At 37.3% G+C, this 19,564-nt stretch carries 20 protein-coding genes; 10 read left to right on the top strand and 10 right to left on the bottom strand.

Annotated features, from left to right (window positions below):
• The first annotated feature begins 109 nt into the window (after positions 1 to 109).
• Positions 110 to 484 (top strand): hypothetical protein, encoded by a 375-nt coding sequence (locus AC1M84_RS07130; protein ID WP_092767159.1) that lies wholly within the window; start codon positions 110 to 112, stop codon positions 482 to 484.
• A 67-nt stretch (positions 485 to 551) separates the two neighbouring features.
• Here the strand turns inward: AC1M84_RS07130 and AC1M84_RS07125 are convergent, their stop codons facing one another.
• Complete coding sequence (locus AC1M84_RS07125; RefSeq protein WP_035267316.1) at positions 552 to 1,181, bottom strand: alpha/beta hydrolase; 630 nt, start codon at positions 1,179 to 1,181, stop codon at positions 552 to 554.
• 123 nt (positions 1,182 to 1,304) lie between these two features.
• On the opposite strand from AC1M84_RS07125, the gene yaaA reads away from it, so the two are divergent.
• Positions 1,305 to 2,084, top strand: a complete 780-nt coding sequence (gene yaaA / locus AC1M84_RS07120; RefSeq protein ID WP_481588983.1) for a peroxide stress protein YaaA — start codon at positions 1,305 to 1,307, stop codon at positions 2,082 to 2,084.
• Positions 2,085 to 2,117: 33 nt separating this feature from the next.
• Positions 2,118 to 2,747, top strand: a complete 630-nt coding sequence (locus AC1M84_RS07115; RefSeq protein ID WP_481593024.1) for an HD domain-containing protein — start codon at positions 2,118 to 2,120, stop codon at positions 2,745 to 2,747.
• On the opposite strand, the gene AC1M84_RS07110 is transcribed toward AC1M84_RS07115, so the two are convergent.
• The 4 genes from AC1M84_RS07110 to AC1M84_RS07095 form a co-directional block, all read right to left on the bottom strand.
• On the bottom strand, positions 2,736 to 4,151 hold the full coding sequence (locus AC1M84_RS07110) for a cryptochrome/photolyase family protein (RefSeq protein WP_481594729.1): 1,416 nt from the start codon (positions 4,149 to 4,151) through the stop codon (positions 2,736 to 2,738). The genes AC1M84_RS07115 and AC1M84_RS07110 overlap by 12 nt on opposite strands.
• A 131-nt stretch (positions 4,152 to 4,282) precedes the next feature.
• On the bottom strand, positions 4,283 to 4,765 hold the full coding sequence (locus AC1M84_RS07105; protein WP_092767151.1) for an FKBP-type peptidyl-prolyl cis-trans isomerase: 483 nt from the start codon (positions 4,763 to 4,765) through the stop codon (positions 4,283 to 4,285).
• Between the two features lie 135 nt (positions 4,766 to 4,900).
• Positions 4,901 to 6,187, bottom strand: a complete 1,287-nt coding sequence (locus AC1M84_RS07100; protein ID WP_035267310.1) for an NAD(P)/FAD-dependent oxidoreductase — start codon at positions 6,185 to 6,187, stop codon at positions 4,901 to 4,903.
• A 122-nt stretch (positions 6,188 to 6,309) separates the two neighbouring features.
• On the bottom strand, positions 6,310 to 7,620 hold the full coding sequence (locus AC1M84_RS07095; protein ID WP_481594728.1) for a D-alanyl-D-alanine carboxypeptidase family protein: 1,311 nt from the start codon (positions 7,618 to 7,620) through the stop codon (positions 6,310 to 6,312).
• Positions 7,621 to 7,799: 179 nt separating this feature from the next.
• Here AC1M84_RS07095 and AC1M84_RS07090 point away from each other — a divergent pair, with 179 nt between their 5' ends.
• Complete coding sequence (locus AC1M84_RS07090; protein WP_481594727.1) at positions 7,800 to 9,503, top strand: M61 family metallopeptidase; 1,704 nt, start codon at positions 7,800 to 7,802, stop codon at positions 9,501 to 9,503.
• A gap of 40 nt (positions 9,504 to 9,543) precedes the next feature.
• On the opposite strand, the gene AC1M84_RS07085 is transcribed toward AC1M84_RS07090, so the two are convergent.
• The 3 genes from AC1M84_RS07085 to AC1M84_RS07075 form a co-directional block, all read right to left on the bottom strand.
• Positions 9,544 to 10,254: a hypothetical protein gene (locus tag AC1M84_RS07085; RefSeq protein ID WP_481594726.1), complete on the bottom strand. Its 711-nt coding sequence runs from the start codon at positions 10,252 to 10,254 to the stop codon at positions 9,544 to 9,546.
• 115 nt (positions 10,255 to 10,369) lie between these two features.
• The gene (uraH, locus tag AC1M84_RS07080; protein WP_481594725.1) at positions 10,370 to 10,765 is read right to left on the bottom strand and encodes a hydroxyisourate hydrolase; all 396 of its coding nucleotides are present in this window, start codon (positions 10,763 to 10,765) and stop codon (positions 10,370 to 10,372) included.
• 128 nt (positions 10,766 to 10,893) lie between these two features.
• A complete protein-coding gene (locus AC1M84_RS07075) occupies positions 10,894 to 11,676 on the bottom strand; it encodes an rRNA large subunit pseudouridine synthase E (protein WP_035268720.1) in 783 nt (260 codons plus the stop codon).
• 304 nt (positions 11,677 to 11,980) lie between these two features.
• Between AC1M84_RS07075 and AC1M84_RS07070 the strand changes: the two genes are divergently transcribed.
• The 5 genes from AC1M84_RS07070 to AC1M84_RS07050 all read left to right on the top strand — a co-directional run bounded on the left by AC1M84_RS07070 (position 11,981) and on the right by AC1M84_RS07050 (position 17,051).
• The gene (locus AC1M84_RS07070) at positions 11,981 to 12,532 is read left to right on the top strand and encodes a M23 family metallopeptidase (protein ID WP_481594724.1); all 552 of its coding nucleotides are present in this window, start codon (positions 11,981 to 11,983) and stop codon (positions 12,530 to 12,532) included.
• Between the two features lie 235 nt (positions 12,533 to 12,767).
• On the top strand, positions 12,768 to 12,959 hold the full coding sequence (locus AC1M84_RS07065; RefSeq protein ID WP_035268717.1) for a hypothetical protein: 192 nt from the start codon (positions 12,768 to 12,770) through the stop codon (positions 12,957 to 12,959).
• A 104-nt stretch (positions 12,960 to 13,063) separates the two neighbouring features.
• Entirely contained in the window at positions 13,064 to 13,189 is a 126-nt protein-coding gene (locus tag AC1M84_RS07060) for a hypothetical protein (RefSeq protein ID WP_257219857.1), read from the top strand.
• A 172-nt stretch (positions 13,190 to 13,361) separates the two neighbouring features.
• Complete coding sequence (locus AC1M84_RS07055) at positions 13,362 to 14,189, top strand: PhzF family phenazine biosynthesis protein (RefSeq protein ID WP_481594723.1); 828 nt, start codon at positions 13,362 to 13,364, stop codon at positions 14,187 to 14,189.
• Between the two features lie 72 nt (positions 14,190 to 14,261).
• A complete protein-coding gene (locus tag AC1M84_RS07050; protein WP_481594722.1) occupies positions 14,262 to 17,051 on the top strand; it encodes a M16 family metallopeptidase in 2,790 nt (929 codons plus the stop codon).
• 53 nt (positions 17,052 to 17,104) lie between these two features.
• Here AC1M84_RS07050 and AC1M84_RS07045 read toward each other — a convergent pair whose 3' ends face one another.
• Positions 17,105 to 18,169 carry an amidohydrolase family protein gene (locus AC1M84_RS07045; protein ID WP_481594721.1) on the bottom strand — a complete coding sequence of 355 codons (1,065 nt, stop codon included), beginning with the start codon at positions 18,167 to 18,169 and terminating at the stop codon, positions 17,105 to 17,107.
• Positions 18,170 to 18,310: 141 nt separating this feature from the next.
• Positions 18,311 to 18,700, bottom strand: coding sequence for a DUF3144 domain-containing protein (locus AC1M84_RS07040; protein WP_481586410.1), 390 nt, complete (start codon positions 18,698 to 18,700; stop codon positions 18,311 to 18,313).
• Between the two features lie 113 nt (positions 18,701 to 18,813).
• On the opposite strand from AC1M84_RS07040, the gene AC1M84_RS07035 reads away from it, so the two are divergent.
• Positions 18,814 to 19,446, top strand: coding sequence for a hypothetical protein (locus AC1M84_RS07035; RefSeq protein WP_035268706.1), 633 nt, complete (start codon positions 18,814 to 18,816; stop codon positions 19,444 to 19,446).
• The last annotated feature ends 118 nt before the right edge of the window (positions 19,447 to 19,564 follow it).

Here is a 19,564-nt window from a genome sequence, read left to right as displayed (position 1 = left end):
CGACCAAAGATTTGTATATTTCTTTTCAAACAGCCAAGCAAAAGCTTGGCTGTTTTGTTTATATTGCTTATTCTAATTCTATATAATTAAAAAGCCTTTGGATGAGGAAATGAAAAAATTACAATTTTTAGTTGATCAAACGAAATACGCTAAGGCTCATTCAAGTCATTCTCATGATAATGCACAAACTTACGTTACAGCATTGTTATCTGAACAGTTGGTGCAACATGGATTTCACACTCAAACTACGAATCCGCATGAATTAGAAGTCAGTGTCTCTGATCACCCAATCGCTTTAGGGGTGAACTGTAATCAACCAGATGGCGAAGGACATTTTGTATGTGAAATAAGTGCGCATGCAGATGAGGAACAGGATTGGTTCCAAAAAATTGAGACGCAGAGTGTGATTAAACAACTTGCGCAAGCAGTAGAGCAGACATTAAGAGAAGATGAGTCGTTCCAGTCGCTAGAATGGAAATCCTAATGAGGAATAAAACAAACCCAATGTAAAGAATCTACACTGGGTTTTTCTGAAACACGTAATATTTATATTAAGCCGTAAGGAAGCGAGTGATCGCGACGCGAAGTTGCTTCAAATAACCTGTGAAGAAGTGATTAGCACCAGGTAGCACTGTAATAATATGGCGTTGAGGCTTTGCCCATTCAATCAAATCGGATAATAAAGTGACTTCATCTGCCTCACCATGAATAAACAGAATATCACCTTTAATTGCCGGAGTAACATAGTGACGGATACCAGCAACTGTAGCTGTTGGTAAACCACATAGAATAACTTGTTCAGGTTGAATTTCTTGAGGTAGTGCATGATATGCCTTCGCCATGACATGTGCACCAAAACTAAAGCCTCCAACATAGAAAGGCAATGTAAGGTGTTTCGCGCGTACTTGACGAATGACTTCTAAAATATCTTCTGTTTCACCGAATCCTTCATCGTGAACCCCTTCACTTTGACCTGATCCACGGAAACTTGGACGATAAACGATATAACCACGCTCAAGGAACATTTGAGCTAGCAGAGTGGGAACTTTGTGCTGAGGAGTACCACCTTGAAGCGGGTGAGGGTGACAAACGACCGCAAATCCTTTTACTTCAGACTGAGGATAATCTACAAAAACCTCAATTTTGCCAACAGGGCCTTGAATGAACATTTGTTCAGACATAAAAATACCGATTAACGTGCAGGAGAATCGTATATTTTAACGTCAATAATTAAAAAAAACACAATTGGAAATAAAATAAGTCTACTGTTATAGTTTGATTAATTGTTTTTTGATCAGGTTTCTATGTTTGCCTTAATTTCTCCTGCTAAGACATTAGATTATGAATCTACACTTCCAACTGATGAGCATACTTTACCAAGATTGCTTGACCACTCACAACAGCTTATAGACGTAAGTCGTAAACTGTCTGCTTCAGAAATCGCCAAATTAATGAGTGTAAGTGAAAAAATTGCGAATCTTAACGTGGAACGCTTTAGAGATTGGCAATCAGACCTTGATTTATCAAATTCACGCCAAGCAATTTTTGCCTTTAAGGGCGATGTTTATACAGGTCTGGATGCGTATTCGCTTACGCAAGCTGATTTAGAATATGCTCAACGCCATTTAAGAATGCTATCAGGTCTCTATGGATTACTTCGACCACTGGATTTAATGATGCCTTATCGTTTAGAAATGGGCACGAAATTAGCAAATCCACGAGGTCACAATCTTTATGAATTTTGGGGAGATGAAATTACCCAATTGATCAATCAAGACTTATCAGAAGCCAAAAGTGATTTATTGGTCAATATCGCATCCGATGAATATTATAAATCGGTGAAAGAAAGCAAAATTGAAGCTGAAATTATCAAGCCCGTGTTTTTAGACCAGAAAAATGGGAAATATAAAGTGATAAGCTTCTATGCTAAAAAAGCGCGTGGATTGATGGCACGTTATATTATCGAAAATAAACCTAATACTGTGGATGATCTTAAATCATTCAATACAGACGGCTATTATTTCGATGCTGAAAGTTCTTTGAAAGGTGAGCTCGTATTTAAACGTGATGAGCAGGCGGCTTAAAAATAAATAGGCGGTAGCGGGGCAAGGTGTCTGATGATTGATTCATATTTAAAACAGTTCAGAAGATACTGGGCCGCTACTGCACAACAGCTTGAACTATCCTCAGAGGATTCCATAGCTATTCTTGATAGATTAGAAGTTCATTACAGTGAGCCTCATCGGCATTATCATACAGTGCAGCATATCGTTGAATGTATGGAACACTTACAATTGGTTCTACCAAATTTAAAAGATCCTTTGTCAGTCTCTATGGCTCTTTGGTTTCATGATGTCATTTATGAGCCTAAGGCACACGATAATGAACAACAAAGTGCTGATCTGATGCTGAACATCATATCTCCTCACATGGAGATGATGAGATGTGAGAAAATTTATCAGTGGATATTAGCGACCAAAGAGCATCGTTGTGCATCTGATTCGGATCTTAACTATTTACTTGATATTGATCTTGCAATTCTCGGTTCAAACGCCAAACGTTTTGAAGAATATCAGCAGCAAATTCATCAAGAATTCAGTTGGGTACCATCTGAATTTTATACACTAAAACGAAATGAAGTTCTTAATAGCTTTTATCAAATGGAATCCATTTATAAAACAGCATATTTTCATGACACTTTAGAAAATCAAGCCAAACAAAATTTAGAACGAGCATTAGTTAGCTGATTTGAAAGCAGCTAATGCGCGCTGTCGACTCATCTTTAAATCAACAATAGGTTTTGGATAATTGAGTTTAAGATTCGGATTTTTAGCGTAAGGCTCATGAATGATTTTCGCATCAAGATGAGCTAATTCAGGTACCCATTTGCGAATATAATCACCTTGACTATCAAATTTTTGTGATTGACTAATGGGGTTGAAAATACGGAAATAAGGTACAGCATCTGTACCTGTTGAAGCACACCATTGCCAGCCACCATTATTTGCCGCTAAATCTCCATCAATCAAATGTTGCATAAACCATTGTTCGCCTTTACGCCAGTCGATGAGCAAATTCTTACTAAGGAACATGGCGACAATCATTCTGACACGATTGTGCATCCATCCTGTTTCAAGCATTTGACGGATTCCAGCGTCCACAATTGGAATACCCGTTTGTCCAAACTTCCAAGCATTTAATTCATCGGGTGCATCACGCCATGGCACATTAGATGTATTTAAATTGAATGGTTGATATTTCGATAATCTTGGAAAGTCAAACAGGATGTGTTGATAAAATTCTCGCCATAATAATTCATCTAACCAAGTTTGTTGACCATCAGAGTAGAGATGAAAATTGCCATTTGAGCGACTAAAAATTGCAGCCAAACATTGTCGAATCGAAATAAATCCTAGATTTAAATACGGTGATAATTGACTGGTTGCATCAATGTTTGGAAAGTCGCGTTGTTGTTTGTACGTCTCTAAATTCTCGTCAACAAATTTCTCGAGCATTTGTAGTGCATATGACTCTCCAACAGGCCATTGATATTTAATCTGAGCATCAGGATAAAAATCATGTATCGATGGAATTTTGGAGGTATGAAAGCGTTGTATAAGCTCATGAGGTTGTACCTTCGGTACAGCGAGTGGTTGAGGAACAGAGATATTCAAGATTTCATAGCATGCACGTTTATAAGCACCAAAAACTTGATAAGGCTGGCGCGTCTTATTACGAATTGATCCAAGTGGGAAAATTGTGCGGTCATGATAATACTCGACAGTCACCTGATGCGATTCTAATAAGGTCTGGACTTGCGCATCACGATTCAACTCATTCATGCCGATTTCGATGTTAGCGTGTATCGCAGTAATTTGATATTTTTTTGCGAAAGTTAATATTTTAGCTGGTACATCGTCCCATTGGGGCACGATTTCCACCACAAGTGGGATATTGAATTGCTTTAACTCACTTTCAAGTGATTTAAGTTGGCGAAGATAAAAGTCAATTTTAATCACTGCATCATCATGCAATTTCCATTGTTCAGGCGAAAGTATCACCACTGCACAAGTATTCCCATGCCGGTTTGCCTCCATTAACGCCGTGTTATCCCTAACTCTTAAATCCTGACGAAACCAAATGAGATTCATATGATTAATATCCAAATATCCTCAGGAAATTATAAGAATTTGAATCATTTAAATCGTTAAGCATTGTAATTTTTTGCATAAAAAAAAGGCGAAGCAGAAGCTTCACCTTTTTGTCCTAAAATCCGTAGATCTTAGTGGTGGTGACCACCTACACCGTGAACGTGACCGTGATCTAACTCTTCTTGAGTTGCTTCACGGATTTCAACGATTTCAACATCAAATGTTAAGTCTTGACCAGCAAGCGGGAAGTTAGCATCAACGATTACGTTTTCGCCTTCAACAGCTTTAACAGTCACAATTTGAACGCCATCATCAGTTTGCGCTTGGAATTGCATACCAGCTTCGATGTTGTCTACGCCTTGGAACATTTGTTTAGGTACTTCTTGAACTAAATCAGTGTTGTACTCACCATAAGCTTCAGCAGCAGGAATCGTTACTGTGAATTTGTCACCAGTCGTTTTACCTAACATTGCTTTTTCTAAGCCAGGGATAATGTTGCCAGCGCCTTGCAAATATGCAAGTGGTTCACCTTGAGATTGATCGAGAGTTTCACCCTCTGCATTAGTCAATTTATAGTTAAATAAAACCACAAGGTCATTTGCAATAACTGTCATGTTAATGATCCATTCAAATATTTTAAGGGTACATCATAAAGTGAAAACCAATTTTTGTAGACAATTTTCTAAAAAAAATGCAGTTTCGATAATTTATAACGCTTAAATATTACATTGGGGCGTCTTTTAGATTTTTCAATGCAATTTGATTTTAGGTGCTATTTTTCTGGTCACAAAATCTTTGGCTGTGAGTAATCCTGCCTGTGCATAACCATAAATCGTGGCTTGATGCAGTCGGTAAAGCGATACATACATCGATTTCGCCACAAATCCTTGAACATTGACCTGACCAAGTAATTCACCAACTGCTTTATTCTCACTTAAAGATACAAGTGAACCTTTGTCAGAAAAATTGAACATCGGTTGTGATTTTCCTGAAATTCGCGCTTTCATTGCATCAACGAGGAAAGCAGCCTGTTGACTTGCAACTTGCGCACGCGGTCCTAAAGCTGTTTCACGGGCATCTAGAATACAGTATGCGCAATCACCGAATGCAAAAACATTCGGATCTGCTTTTGTTTGGAGTGTTGCAAATACGTGTAAGCGACCCATACGATCTTTTTCGAAGCCTTCTAGGTTTTGAATCACTGCTGGAGTTTTAATGCCCGCAGCCCAAACTTTTAATTGTGCTGGAATTGAACTTCCATCATTAAAGTAAATTTGATCAGCATCCACTTTTTCGACACGCTTAGACGTTAAAATATCCACATTCATACGCTTAAGCTGCTTAGTGCTGTGGTCTGACATTTTTTCAGAAAGAGCCGGTAGAATACGATCCGCGCCTTCAATTAGTGAAATTTTGACATTTTTAGGATCAATTTTATTAAGACCGTATTTAAAGAAGTTTTGTTTGGCTTGAACTAATTCCGCTGCAAGCTCAACACCCGTTGCACCTGCACCTATAATGCCAATATGCAGCTCACGATGGTCATTATTATTTTGAGCTTCGATATAAAGATGAAGTAGATGCTGCTGGAACTGTTCAGCCTGTTTTGGATTATCTAAATAGTGACAATGTTCTTGCACACCTGAAGTATTGAAATCATTGGAAACCGAACCAACCGCTAGAATAAGAGTGTCATAACTTAGCGTTAAATGATCAGTCGATTGGTCATAGGTCGATGCCACAGGTTTGAGCAATTGAATGGTCTTGGCTTCACGATCTAATTGTTCAAATTTACCCAATACAAACTCATAATGATGTTTTGCAGCATGACCAAAATAGTTTGTTTCTTCATCACTAGGGCTTAACGTACCTGCTGCAATTTCATGTAAAAGTGGTTTCCAAATATGTGTAAGCTTTTGGTCAACTAATGTAATTTTTGCTTTTTTAGATTTGCCCAGCGTGTCACCCAGTTGTGTTGCTAGTTCTAAGCCACCAGCACCACCACCCACAATGACAATATGATGAAGATTCGACATTTAATATTCCTATTTTTATAGCGTCATAAATAAAAAAGAGATGGGGTTAATATGCCATCTCTTTTTTAAAAGAATTGTCCTTTTTGTATTACAAGTTACAGATTTACAATAAAAAACTGCAATTAGTTTAAAGGATAGATTTTTGCTTGATTTGCACTGCTAGATCCGAAACTAAATAATTGTTTAAACCAATTCAAAATACTTTCAAACCATGATGCTTCATCAATTTGAAGTTCATCCTCAATCAATACCGTTTGAATGAGTCGATTATTTTGATAGATATGAATACGTGCCAACTGCTGAATTTGCGCAATAGGTGCGGTTAATGATTGTGTTAGTAGCTCGACGTTCATATGCGTTTGAGTTTGCTGTAAAGGCTCAAGAGCTGAAGTGAATCCAAAAGCATCTGTTTGAATCAAACGATGAGTTTGATTGTCAAAATCACGCATATCAATCATTTGATTCGCGTTATACAAAGAGGTCGTCACGATACTTGGCTTTTTAGTTTCGACTCTGAACATTTTTAAGGTAGATGCGACTACAGGGAGTTCAGCAATTAGTTGCTTATTTTTAATTGCAATTTCATTGCGTGTATAAGCATAGGATAGGTTTAAAAGCTGATGTGCGATTTCAGCGCGTTTGAAGCCACTTTGAGCACCGAGTACCACAACAATAAGTCTTCTTTGATTGAGGTCAAATTGTTGAGTTGGTCGGTTGGCTGTAAGTGCAAGGTTATAGCCTGCAGCACGAGTAAACCCTGTTTTTAAACCATCAACAGTAGCATCTTGTTTAAGTAAGATATTCGTTGCACGGTGAAAATGCTGATTGTAAGTAAAACTTTGCTGTTTCGAGTAGTCAAGGTAATCGGGTGTTTCATTGGTGAGTGCTTGTGCGAGCACGGCTAAATCATGCGCTGTTGAATAGTGCATATCCATTGTAATGCCCGCGGGATTGGCAAAGTTTGTATCTTTCATGCCAAGTGCTTTGGCTTCTTGATTCATGCGTTGAACAAATGCAGGTACAGATCCTGAAATTCGTTCAGCCAATGTGACAGCAGCATCGTTGGCAGACATGATAATTAAGCCTGCCAAAAGCTGATCAATCGTAATTTGTTGAGTCGGTTTCAGATACATCTGAGACTCATCCCATTGAACTACATTGACGATTGGTGTGGCAGTAATAACTTCATTTTTGTTAATTTTACCTGCTTGAATGTCTTTCAGAACGATGTATGCCACCATCATTTTGGTTAACGAAGCTGGTGCACGTTGGACATGGCTATTGTGTTCAGTAATGACTTGACCTGATTGTGGATCTAAGACAGTCCATGCTTCAGCTTCTAAACTTTCTGGTGCAACTTCGAACAAGGAAGCATGTGTGATATTTACAATAAAAAAACTAAAAATTATGAGTAGAGCAGAGTAGAGTTTCAACGGGTTTACCTATATAAGCCAATCCAATGGCATAGATCATCAAGCACACCGCATGCTATGCCTTTTTTTTCTGAAACTCTAGTCAGATTTGTAGACAATTAATACGAATCGCGCAACTCCAAGTAAAAAAATGCTAATCTAAATACAAGTTGGTTCTATAGTTTCTCAATTAAGACATTATGTTGCATTATCAGATCGAATTTGACGACTTTCGTCAGCATCTCATTCACGTTACTGTTCGTTTCGTTGCTCAACCAACTCAAGTATTGAGCTTGCCAACTTGGATTCCAGGAAGTTATCTCATTCGAGAGTTTTCAAAACATATTGAGTCTGTTCGTGCCTATGATGAAGATGGTCGAATACTCAAGATTCGTAAAAATGAAAAAAATAAGTGGCAGTTATTTAATACTGATTTTGAGCTGATTACGGTTGAGTACGACGTCTATGCATACGACCTCTCAGTACGTGGTGCTTATGTTGATGAAACACGCTTATATGTGAATCCTGCTTGTGCATGTTTAGGTTTAGAAGGACAAGAAGATAAAGCGGTAGAAGTTGAGTTATTTTTGCCAGATGAATTGAAACATTTCCAACTCGCTACAGGATTGGCATCTAAAAGTTTAGTGCGTGGTCGCTATACGCTTAAGGCAAAAAACTACGCTGAATTGATTGATGCACCATTTGAGCTTGCAGATCAAACTCGTTTTGCTTTTGAAGCAAATGGTATTCCACATGAGTTTGTGGTTTCTGGCAAACATGCGATGAATGTCCAACGTATGAAACAAGACATTGAGAAAATCTGTGCGACAGAAATATCCATGTTTGGTTCAGCACCATTTGAAAACTACACTTTTATGACCATCGCGACGGGTAACAGTTATGGTGGTTTAGAGCACCCGAACTCAACCAGTTTGATTTCTCCACGTGATGATCTACCTAAGTCCAATGAGCCTGTTGAACCTTCCGCTGATTATCAGCGTTTCTTAGGTTTGTGTAGCCATGAATATTTTCATTCATGGTTGGTGAAATTTATTCGCCCTGAAAATTTTGTGAATTATGATTTAGACAAAGAAGGCTATACCTCTTTGTTATGGATTTTTGAAGGCTTTACGTCCTACTATGATGATTTAATTCTACTTCGTAGTGGTGTGATTTCTCAGGAATCTTACTTGAAGTTGTTAAAGGCGCAGATCGATCGTTATTTGCAAAATCCAGGTCGTTTTGTTCAAACTGTTGCAGAGTCAAGTTTTGATGCATGGGTCAAATTCTATCGTCGAGATGAAAACTCTAACAATGCTGGCACAAGTTACTATAACAAGGGTTGCTTAGTAGCGCTGTGTCTAGATTTAGGTTTACGTTTAAGAGGTTCAAGTCTTGATGCATTGATGCGTAAGCTGTATGAAAATGCGCAAAAGGGTATACAGGTTCATGAACGTACCATCTATGAATTATGCCAAGAATTAACAGGTGATGATTGGTCTGAACAAATTAATCATTTGATTAATACCACGGATGAGTTACCGCTTGATCAATTGTTCCCTGAATTTGGCTTAGACTATGTTTTAAAGCATGATAAATCTTTACCATTTGGTTTAAAACTTGTAGATAAACCTGAAGGTGTATTAATTCAGTCTGCTCGTCGTGATGGCGCTGGTGTTAATGCTGGGCTTTCTGCTCATGATATTATCATCGCAGTTGATGGTTTAAAGGCGACCACTAAGCAACTCGATAAGTATGCAAAATTGGAAGGTACTTTTAATGTGCATGCTTTCCGTCGTGATGAATTAATGCAATTTGAAATTCAATCAGGTGGTAGTGAACTCACTGAAGTGGAACTTAAGGTTGCAGATCAATCTAAAGTTGATAAATGGCTTAAAGCTTAATTTGCTTAGACTATAAAATTAATGAAAAACCCATGCTTAGCTATGGGTTTTTCATAACTCCAGTTTTCGTCTTAGAACTTCCAAACGCTTTCCAATATTGTTTTGTCTTTTGAGTATTTTCAAAAGCAATTTGAACCTTTTTTATAGATTCTTTTCTTCTGTTTATGTCGGTTTCTGAGGCGTAATTTTGACCATAATTTACCTCACTTAAATGAGCTTCTGAAACAAGTCTATGAGCAGAATCTATAGCAGTTTCAAAAGTTCTTAAAACTTCTTTAAAATCTTTATGCTTGTTCACATTTTTTTCTTGATTAAGCCACTGTTGAAGATTTATTAATTTGTCGTAGTAATACAGATTATTGAATTTATCTTCGTATTTTTGCTCTTCTAAATCAAATGAGCTGTGTAATTCATGACCTTTAGCGCGGATGAGTGAGTTTTTTAATTGGTATAAGATGGTGTGATATTGATTTGAAATAATCTTAAGTTCTTCAAACTTGGATAAAGTTTCAATTGCTCTATGGAATTTATAGGCATCTTTCCATGATTCTAGGGACTTCAGTACGAAATATAGGCTGATCCAAGCTGTGATTATCCCAAGAAATTCAGCTAAAGATAAGATTTCAAGACAAATATAGTTATCACAATAGTGAGATAACTTGTTTTCATTCAATGCATAAAAGAAGTAGTAAAGAATTGATAAAAATAAAAGCAGCGTAATAGCCTTTAGTAAAGCTTTTTTTATGTTCATAAGAAATCCTTATTCTTTTGAATAGGATAATTAAACTTTTAAAATCAATAAAGAAATAAAAAAGCTCACATAATGTGAGCTAAATTTGTGTCATAAATGATCAACAAAAAAAACATTAGTTCCCTCGATAGGTTGAATAACCATATGAACTTAGTAACAACGGAATATGGTAATGATCTAAACTACCATCAATCAAAAAAACTACTGGCACTTCTGGGAAGAAAGTACGCTTGTTGTTTGCTTTAAACCAGTCACCAGTTTTAAAAGTTACTCTGTAAACACCTTTTTGAAGATCTGTTTCGGCTGGATATAGAGCCTTGATACGACCATTTTCATCCGTTTTAGCTTCGTTGAGCTTTACCCATTTTTCACCCTGCTGCGCTTCAAGTGTAACTGCAATATTAGAAGATGGTAGACCAGTTTCTTGATTAAGCACATGAACACTTAAAGGATTTGCCAAAGTGAATGTTGAAAATGCAAAACCTGAAATAGCAAGCGTAAATTTTTTCATAAGTATCAACTCACAGTAAGCAAATAATCGAAAAAGTGTACTTAAAATGAGAGATGATTTAAGTTAATTTATGTATAAAAAAAGGATGCAACCGCATCCTTTTTACTTTTTTATACAATAGCTTGAGCTTAGCGTGCGCGTCCACGTGGAGCTTTTGTATTTGGGCGAGTAGTACCATTGGTCTTACGACGTGGTTTCTCATGCTCTTCCATTTGCCAAATACGTTTAGTACCCGATTTTTTCTTAGTACCATCTTTATTGACTTTCTTATTAATCGGCTTGCCACCTGTACCGCCCGGTTTCTTCACATAAGAGCGTGAGCGGTATGGCTCTTCTGCAGGAACATTTTGAAAGTCAGGATAAAGTAATGGTTCAATTTCTCTAGTTTCGCCAGATTCAAGACCCATCTGTACTAAGTCTATTGATCCAATTTTAGTGCGAATAAGACGTAAAGTTGGGAAACCTACTGCTGCAGTCATACGTCGAACTTGGCGGTTACGACCTTCGCAAATCGAAATTTCAACCCAAGAAGTAGGTACAGAAGCACGGAAACGAACAGGAGGATCACGATCCCATAACCACTCAGGCTGTTCAACTTTTACAGCTTTTGCGGGTAGAGTCATACCGTCTTTAAGCTCTACACCTTTACGAAGCTGTTCTAAAGCCTCTTCAGTCACATCACCATCAACTTGAACCAAATAAGTTTTAAATTTCTTATTGGCAGGGTTGGTAATGTACTGATTTAAACCACCATGGTCGGTTAAAAACACTAGACCTTCAGAGTCCATGTCTAAACGTCCAGCAAGACGTAAAGTCGGATCGTCAACGAAATCAGACATTGTCATATGCGCTTCGTCTTTACGAAACTGGGAGAGAACGCCATAAGGTTTATTGAGAATGACGATTTTCATATAAAAACTTCAATAATGTGCAAATAGTGAAAGGTCTGACTTATCAAGAATTTATGAACATCCTGAATTGATCTGAGGATTCGATCATTGAAGTCAAACAAAATAAATCGGGGAATTGGTGACTATTATGCGTGATTCAAAAAAGAAAGTATCGTATTGATCAAAAAAAATATGTAATTCTGACGATTTAATCGGTATAAGCAGGCTTTTATTGGTTTCTGACAAGTGCTCTTAATTTAAACAATACAATGCAAACGTCGTTCAGACGCTAAAATTTAACTCAATTTAAGATGTTAGGTTGTATATGAAAAAAAGGATTATCGGATCACTCATTGCAATCAGTTGGATGCTTACTGCTTGTCAGCCCCCAAATTCAGGCGCAACAGCAGGAATACAATATCCATATTTATACTGGAAACTTCAACAGCAAGCGTTGACAGAGCCGTTGGCGATACCCGTTGAAGGAGTCAAAGTAACTCAAATAGCAGATACTTGGGGGGCAGCACGTTCAAATGGTCGTACACATCAAGGAATTGATATTTTTGCCAAACGAGGTACGCCTGTATTGAGTACAACACAAGGTATTGTAAGTCGTATCGGCACAAATAGTTTGGGAGGTAAAGTCATCTGGGTGGTAGGACCTCAGTTAAGTCGCCATTACTATGCACATTTAGATGAATATGCAGCACACATCCAAGAAGGTGACTGGGTTGAAGTCGGTGAAGTATTAGGATATGTGGGAAATACTGGCAATGCGATCAATACACCTCCGCATTTACATTATGGGATTTATTTAACGAGTGGTGCTACAAATCCATATCCATATTTAAAACCATATTTAAAACCAGAGGAATAAGTCTCGTTAATACAAGTAAACAAATGAGAGAGCCTTGTAAGCCTCGTAACATATATCAATTTTAATCCTCTGAAATTTAAATAGCTTACACAATGGAAGTTACGATGCAGTATTTTGATACAGCTCTATGCTCGCAGTTTCGTGCAAAAGGGTTATGGTTATTTGTACTGGTCTAATTCAAGTAAAAAAGAATTTAAGATCCGTATCAAAAAACTGATAATCATGGAGATATGAAATGAGTAATCAATACAATCAAGATCAAAATGAGCAACAGCAACAAAATCACCAACAACGTCAACAAGGTCAACAGCCACATCAACAACAACCGAATCAGCAGCAACAGCAACAAGATCAACAGCAGCAGAATCAGCAACAGTCCCGTCAACAATCACAACAGCAATCTGATTTAGATCAACAAAATCGTTAATCCATTAATCATGAATTGAATGGGAATTTAGGGATGAATGCCCATTCTTGTCAGTAAATTCAAGGATTAACAATTTAAAGTGAATGACACGAGGAAGATAAGATATGGCGAATAAGTCCAAGTTAAAAATTAAAGATTTAAAAGATCAAATTAAATCGAGACTTAAGAAAATTTCTAAGCATGAATCTAAGTTAAAAGATTTAAAGAAAGCGCTCAAAAAGCGTAAATAGCAAAAGACCCTCATGTGAGGGTTTTTTTATGGAAGATCATTAGAAGTATACAGTTTATGAACGAATCTTTGTGAAGCAATAATTTATAGTCAAGATTGAAATTAATCTATGATTTGAAATAATAAAAGATTATTATTCTCAATTAGAAGTTTGGAAATATTAGGGTGTATTTATGAAAATGTATCAAGTTGATGCCTTTACTACAGCGTTGTTTAAGGGGAATCCTGCAGCTGTAGTGGTTAGTGAAGAATGGCTTGATACATCACTCATGCAAAATATTGCATTTGAAAATAATTTGGCTGAAACGGCTTTTGTTAAAATTATTGATGATGAAAATTATGAAATCCGTTGGTTTACACCTAAAGTTGAAGTCGATTTTTGTGGTCATGCCACTTTAGCGAGCAGTTATGTACTTTTTAATGAGTATACTCAAGCGAAAAACATTAAATTTCATGTTAAAGATTTAGGAATTTTTACCATCACGCGACAAGACGATGGAAAAATCACAATGAATTTCCCAGTTCGAATCCCTCATTTAACTGAAGAGTTTCCTGAATTATTAAAAGAAGTGGTCGATCGCCCAATCAAGGAAATTTATCTAAATCAACAAGCTTATATTTTAGTCTTGGAAAGTGAACAAGATGTGCTTGATGCCAAACCTAATTTTGCCAATATTAATGCAATTGCTGAAGCATATGAGGTTAGTACTTGTATTACAGCATCCGATCATCCCGATATTGCTATAACTGCAGCATCAGAACAATATGATTATGTGGCACGTTATTTTGCACCACATAAAGGCATCAATGAAGATCCTGTAACAGGTTCTATGCATACAGGATTAGCACCCTTGTGGGCTGAGAAATTGAATAAAACAGAACTTATTGCTTTTCAAAGCTCAGAACGAGGTGGCGTGTTGTATTGCCAACTTAAAGAGAATCAAAGAATTGAAATTTCTGGCTATGCCAAACTTTATATGAAAGCTGAAATTTACCTTTAAAGCATAAACCCTATTGATCATACCCTTGTCAGGCGTGTGATCAATTTTTTTATATCAATAATTGGAAGAACAATGCTAACTCGTTTTAAAAAACTTTCACTTACTTTAATGATCGTTGCGGTCAGTTCTAGCGGTTTAGCACAACCTATTTTGGTCAAGACTGAACAAAATATTGAAGAATACAAACTAGAAAATGGTTTACGGGTAATTTTGGCACCGATACCTAAAGAAAATAAAATTTTTATGAATATGGTGTATTTAACTGGAGCTTTGAATGACCCACAAGGTAAAGGTGGTTTAGCACATTTACTTGAGCATCTCGCGTTCAAAGGCACAGAAAATGTAAAAGGAGATGAGTTTCAACGTCGTCTAGATCAGCATACGCTCATGAGTAATGCGATGACTGACTACTATTCTACCCAGTATATGAGTGTCATCCGTCCAGAAAAAAAAGCCATTGATGAAATGCTGTATCTTGAGGCAGAGCGAATGGATAAGCTCGTACTTCAGGAAAAATTTGTTCCGTCAGAAATCGCAATCGTAAAACGAGAGCGTGAGGTTCGAATGGATCAACCTTTTTCAGTATTGATGGATCAAATTTGGAAATCTGCTTACGGAAATCAGTATCTAGGTCGTCTACCGATTGGTGATTTAACTGAGCTTCAGTCAATCAACATGAAGGAACTGAATCAATTTTACCGACAATGGTATGCACCGAATAATGCAGTTCTAGTGATTGCAGGTAAATTTGATAAAGCGGATATTCTGAGAGCAGTGGATAAAAATTTTAATCAAATTCCTGCGCGTCAAATTCCTGAGTCAACCAAAGTTCCAATGCTTGATTCGACCAAGATTAAAGATCGTCAATTTATCGTGCAAAAGGGAAGTGATTTAGGTAAATACAATATTTATCTCAATGGTGTCCAGCATAAAACACAGACTGCACTCGCTTTAGCACCTTATTTATTTACAATGCAACCTAGTGGTCATTTGTACAAAGATATTGTAGAAACAGGTACAGCTACACAGGTTCAATCGACGACATGGTTAACACCCGATTTTAATCTTGTTTTTATGGGGGCAGTGTATGCTCCTAATCACGACGAGAAAAAAGTTGCCCTGTCTCTAGAAAAAGGAATTGAGAAAAAGCATCAATTTAATGAAACAGAATTAAATCGTGTCAAAAACATGATTAAAAATGGTCAAGAGAGCATGATGACCAATGCCTCTTCTGTGGGTGGTTTCATTAGTGATTATGTGGTTTCATCCAATGGGGATTGGACAAAATATTTTAAAGATCAAGCAGAGATACAAAGTTTAAATGTCGATCAGGTTAATCAGGCAATAAATCAATTCTTGGTTGCTGAGCATCGTATTTCGGGAGACATACAACCTACGCCTGAGGATCAAAAAAAGGCACTCGAGCTAGACGCTCATGAGCAAGAATCAAAAACTTTAGATCAAGTGACAACTCAAGAAGAGCCTTTAAAAGACCCAGCTGTGTATAAAGCTGAAGTGGCTGAGCACCTAAAAAATTCCAAACAGTATGTTGAAAAGTTAGAGAAAAAAATCAAGCGTGGTACTTTGAAAAATGGGATGCAGTATGCACTATTCCCAACGTCAACACGCGATGACAAAACTTACGCATCGATATCTTTAAATTTTGGGACAGCACTATCACTCAAGCATCAAGGTGAAGCATTAGGCTTTATGTCTTATTTGCTATTGAGAGCATCTGAGCAGTATAGTCTGCAAGATATTGCAGACAAATCAATCGAGGCGGGTGGTCGAGCATCTGCTTCAGCTGTTGATAATGGTATTGTGATTAACGTATCTGCGAAGAAAGAAAAATTTACAGAATTCTTCAAGTTTATTGTCGACGTTATGAATAATCCGAAATTTGAGCAAAGTCAGTTTGACCTCATCAAATCGCAAACATTATCGTCATTAAATCGACCATATACAGAGCCTGAAACTGTTGCAGGACTGACTATCGCTAGAATCGTAGAGCGATATGAACCAGGTGATTTGCGATATCATTTTGAACCTGAGCTAGCAAAGCAGCAAATTGAAACCATCACCAATGATCAAATTAAAGCTTTGTACCAAAAGTATTTTACAACTCAAAATGGTCAAATATCGGTGACTGGTGATTTTGATGACAAAGCCATTCTGAAATATTTGAATTCATCTTTAGGTCAGTCTAAGACAAAAGAACCATACCAACGTTTGCAGGGCAGTCATATAGATTATCCTGCTCAAAAAGTTCATGCGCTGGCTGAACAGCGTCAATTTGGTAATTATCAAGCGGTTATTGCCATTCCAGTGGGTAATAATCATCCTGATGCAGAAGCATTATATGTGTTGAGCCATATTCTAGGCGAGTCACAATTATCATCACGCCTTGCCATGGAGTTACGTGAAAAAAATGCGTTGGTTTACAGCTTTGGAAGTAGTTTGAGTTTGGATAATTTTATCAATGTTGGTGCTCTAGGTGTAAGTGCTAATTATGCAGCAGGAAAATCAGCTCAAGTTTCTCAAGGTGTGCATAAAGTATTTACTGACTTATTAAAGAATGGTGTGACGGAGCAAGAGCTTGAAGCGGCTAAAGCCAATATTATGAAACAGCGTGTCACGAATTTAGAGGATGAGCGCCGTATTCATCGTGGATTGAACAGTCAGCTTGAGCAAAATAAAACACAGCTTTCAAGGCTAGAGCGAGATCAGGCATTTGCAAAACTGACGAAGAAAGATATAGATGCAGTGATCAAAAAATATATTAAGCCTGAGTTTTTGGTTGAAGTTATGGCAGATCAGTATGGTAAACCACAACCTGAAATGATTTCAAAGCCTAAAACTTAGAACCACAATGTACGATTTAAAAAGGCTCATTCGATCGTGAATGAGCCTTTTTTTTAAAGCTTATAAAATTGCTGCGCATTTTTACAAAATATCTGTTCAACAACTTCTGAATTATAGGTAGCGACAATGTCGCTAAAGGCATCAATGATATTTGTGAGTGATGTGCTCACTTTATCCATCGGGAAGTTGGATGCAAACATGACACGATAAGGCCCAAAACATTGTAAAGCATGAATAATCATAGTAGAGACCAATTCAATGATTTGTTGTTTAGATGCTAGTGTTCGTCGTGTATGAAATTGATGACCCAAAACTGGCATGAAGAGTCCAGACATTTTTGTATATACATTCGGACATTGAGCTAATTCTGCAAGATCTTCTTTCCAGTGGAAATAGATATTGTCTCGCGCAGTTTGGGTGATTCCTGTGTGTTTACCTACTGGGCCGAATAAACCTGCTGGTGTGCCCAAATGATCTAAGACAATCGAAGTCTCAGGAAAACGTTTTGCCAAAGCAATAACATCTTTAAGCTGGCTAGAATAAACCCAAGCATCAAAGCTTAAATTGTACTGGGCTAAGGCTTCAAAACCTTTTAAAAATTTTCGATCAGTGTAGAGGTGGGGATCATCGTTCCATGCATGAATTCCAGGATCTTCATGATGTGCAGCCATTTTTCGAATACCACGAAAATGCGGAGATGCCTTTTTATGCATTTTAAGAATTTTTTTGAAATTACTTTCACGAGGATCAGCTGTTGCAACGATTCCAGCCAATTTGATGTTTTCTTGAGAAAAAGGAAGCTGCTGAATAAATTGCGTTTCTTCTACAACGCCAGTCCCTTTTTGATGATGCCAGCTGGCTTCGACATGTACAACACGGCTCACAGTATAGTGTCCAATGTCTTTGTGGTAATCCGCTGGTAAATAGGGTGCTGTGATGTAATCTGTAAGTCCTACTGTATCAATTAAATCTTTAGGTTTTACGAGACGAACGACTTTATCCAATATTTTTGGATGTTTTCCAAAAAGCTTAACAGCTAAAGCGGCAGCGTGCGGCGTGTGATAAGGATCCCATTGATGGATATGTGCATCGACGATGGGAAAGTTGAGTTGATTCATCGCTATCCTTAGTTGAGTCATCAATAAGAATAACATACGAGAAATTGATCATTTTTTGAATTGCATTTTCGTTTGAATATTAGAGTTTAATCATTAAAAAAGCCCCCTAAAGGAGGCTCAATGCACACAATGCAAATCTATTTAATGATCGTGGTCATGTTTATTTGCATGAAACTCTTCATTACGACGGAAGCGAAGGTAGTTCTCAAACTGTTCGCAGTATTCGTCATAATTATCTTCAAGCATCATATGAAACTGTTGCATGATATAAGACATCACTTGTTCTTTAGCATCACGCATTTCATTGCCATCTTTAAAGTTATTGGCAGCAACCCATGTGTTAAAACGAGCAGTACCAAATAGCATCGCAGCACTGACTTGACCACGAGCATCGGCTGGTTTAACAGTAGAACCTTTTTCAACACGGCAAAATTCATTGGCTTGCTTAATAAATTCATCAGCACGTTCGAAGAAAATCGCATTCAATGCTTCTTCTTCAGTGACATCAGTCGCTTGAATCTTTTGAACCATGAATTGTTCCTAATAAATAACTTAATTCAAGCACTATTATAGGCAAAGGCTTGCATAAACTAAACCTTTCACTTAATCTAAAAATAGCCTAAGTAATTTTTATGAGCCTTTCTATGCAAGATGCTATCGCAGTTCAAAGTTTAAAAAGTGATATTGCGTTACTGAGACAGAATATTTGGCCACCTGTTGATCTTGCAAATGTCGAAGGTCTTCCCATTTATTATGGAAGCAAAGAGCAAGTAGCTGCTTATTACCAGCAGTGGACAGGTCTAATCGAAAGGGCACAAGATTTATTTCAACCTTTTATGGAAGATGAGGTTTTAGATGCCATTCATTTACCGAGTCATCTAAATTTACCGCTGTTTTATTTTCATGTAGACCGAATTCGCATTAACAAAACACGTGCAAAGGAATCAAAGACTTTTCGTGGTATTGCTAGTGTGTTAGAGAAGTGTGGACAGTTTGAACCTGAACAAGTTTTAGCAATGAGTCGCTGGTTGGATCATGATGACACTGCTGCATTAGTTGCGCATCGCGAATTTATAGATTTAAGAACTTATGTATTTCAGCATGGGCAAAGTGAATATACGAGAACACGATTTTATGTAAATGGTATTGTCTTAAGTGTTGAGCCTCATTTCGAGTTGGTTGATGCTCGCGATAAACCACGTAAGCAACGAAATGACTCATATAGCGATCCATTGGCGGATAACAACACGTGGCGTATTTATGGTAAATATCGTTAGTTGAGCTGATTGAACTTAGTTTTTAGACATTAGAATCAATGATTAGCTACTTTATAAGTACAAAGCTTCTACGATCAATATCCAAACCTATTGATTAGTATTGTTTAAAATAGTCATC

Source organism: Acinetobacter sp. 24-47-66, from assembly GCF_056779755.1.
The sequence above is the reverse complement of the archived record's forward strand: the minus strand, read 5'-3'. Positions and strand labels throughout refer to the sequence as shown.

Bases quoted from the DNA above. Each gene is read 5' to 3' on its own strand.
- AC1M84_RS07130 (WP_092767159.1), top strand. From the start codon at position 110: ATGAAAAAATTACAATTTTTAGTTGATCAAACGAAATACGCTAAGGCT.
- AC1M84_RS07125 (WP_035267316.1), bottom strand. From the start codon at position 1,181: ATGTCTGAACAAATGTTCATTCAAGGCCCTGTTGGCAAAATTGAGGTT.
- yaaA (WP_481588983.1), top strand. From the start codon at position 1,305: ATGTTTGCCTTAATTTCTCCTGCTAAGACATTAGATTATGAATCTACA.
- AC1M84_RS07115 (WP_481593024.1), top strand. From the start codon at position 2,118: ATGATTGATTCATATTTAAAACAGTTCAGAAGATACTGGGCCGCTACT.
- AC1M84_RS07110 (WP_481594729.1), bottom strand. From the start codon at position 4,151: ATGAATCTCATTTGGTTTCGTCAGGATTTAAGAGTTAGGGATAACACG.
- AC1M84_RS07105 (WP_092767151.1), bottom strand. From the start codon at position 4,765: ATGACAGTTATTGCAAATGACCTTGTGGTTTTATTTAACTATAAATTG.
- AC1M84_RS07100 (WP_035267310.1), bottom strand. From the start codon at position 6,187: ATGTCGAATCTTCATCATATTGTCATTGTGGGTGGTGGTGCTGGTGGC.
- AC1M84_RS07090 (WP_481594727.1), top strand. From the start codon at position 7,800: ATGTTGCATTATCAGATCGAATTTGACGACTTTCGTCAGCATCTCATT.
- AC1M84_RS07085 (WP_481594726.1), bottom strand. From the start codon at position 10,254: ATGAACATAAAAAAAGCTTTACTAAAGGCTATTACGCTGCTTTTATTT.
- uraH (WP_481594725.1), bottom strand. From the start codon at position 10,765: ATGAAAAAATTTACGCTTGCTATTTCAGGTTTTGCATTTTCAACATTC.
- AC1M84_RS07075 (WP_035268720.1), bottom strand. From the start codon at position 11,676: ATGAAAATCGTCATTCTCAATAAACCTTATGGCGTTCTCTCCCAGTTT.
- AC1M84_RS07070 (WP_481594724.1), top strand. From the start codon at position 11,981: ATGAAAAAAAGGATTATCGGATCACTCATTGCAATCAGTTGGATGCTT.
- AC1M84_RS07065 (WP_035268717.1), top strand. From the start codon at position 12,768: ATGAGTAATCAATACAATCAAGATCAAAATGAGCAACAGCAACAAAAT.
- AC1M84_RS07060 (WP_257219857.1), top strand. From the start codon at position 13,064: ATGGCGAATAAGTCCAAGTTAAAAATTAAAGATTTAAAAGATCAAATT.
- AC1M84_RS07055 (WP_481594723.1), top strand. From the start codon at position 13,362: ATGAAAATGTATCAAGTTGATGCCTTTACTACAGCGTTGTTTAAGGGG.
- AC1M84_RS07050 (WP_481594722.1), top strand. From the start codon at position 14,262: ATGCTAACTCGTTTTAAAAAACTTTCACTTACTTTAATGATCGTTGCG.
- AC1M84_RS07045 (WP_481594721.1), bottom strand. From the start codon at position 18,169: ATGAATCAACTCAACTTTCCCATCGTCGATGCACATATCCATCAATGG.
- AC1M84_RS07040 (WP_481586410.1), bottom strand. From the start codon at position 18,700: ATGGTTCAAAAGATTCAAGCGACTGATGTCACTGAAGAAGAAGCATTG.
- AC1M84_RS07035 (WP_035268706.1), top strand. From the start codon at position 18,814: ATGCAAGATGCTATCGCAGTTCAAAGTTTAAAAAGTGATATTGCGTTA.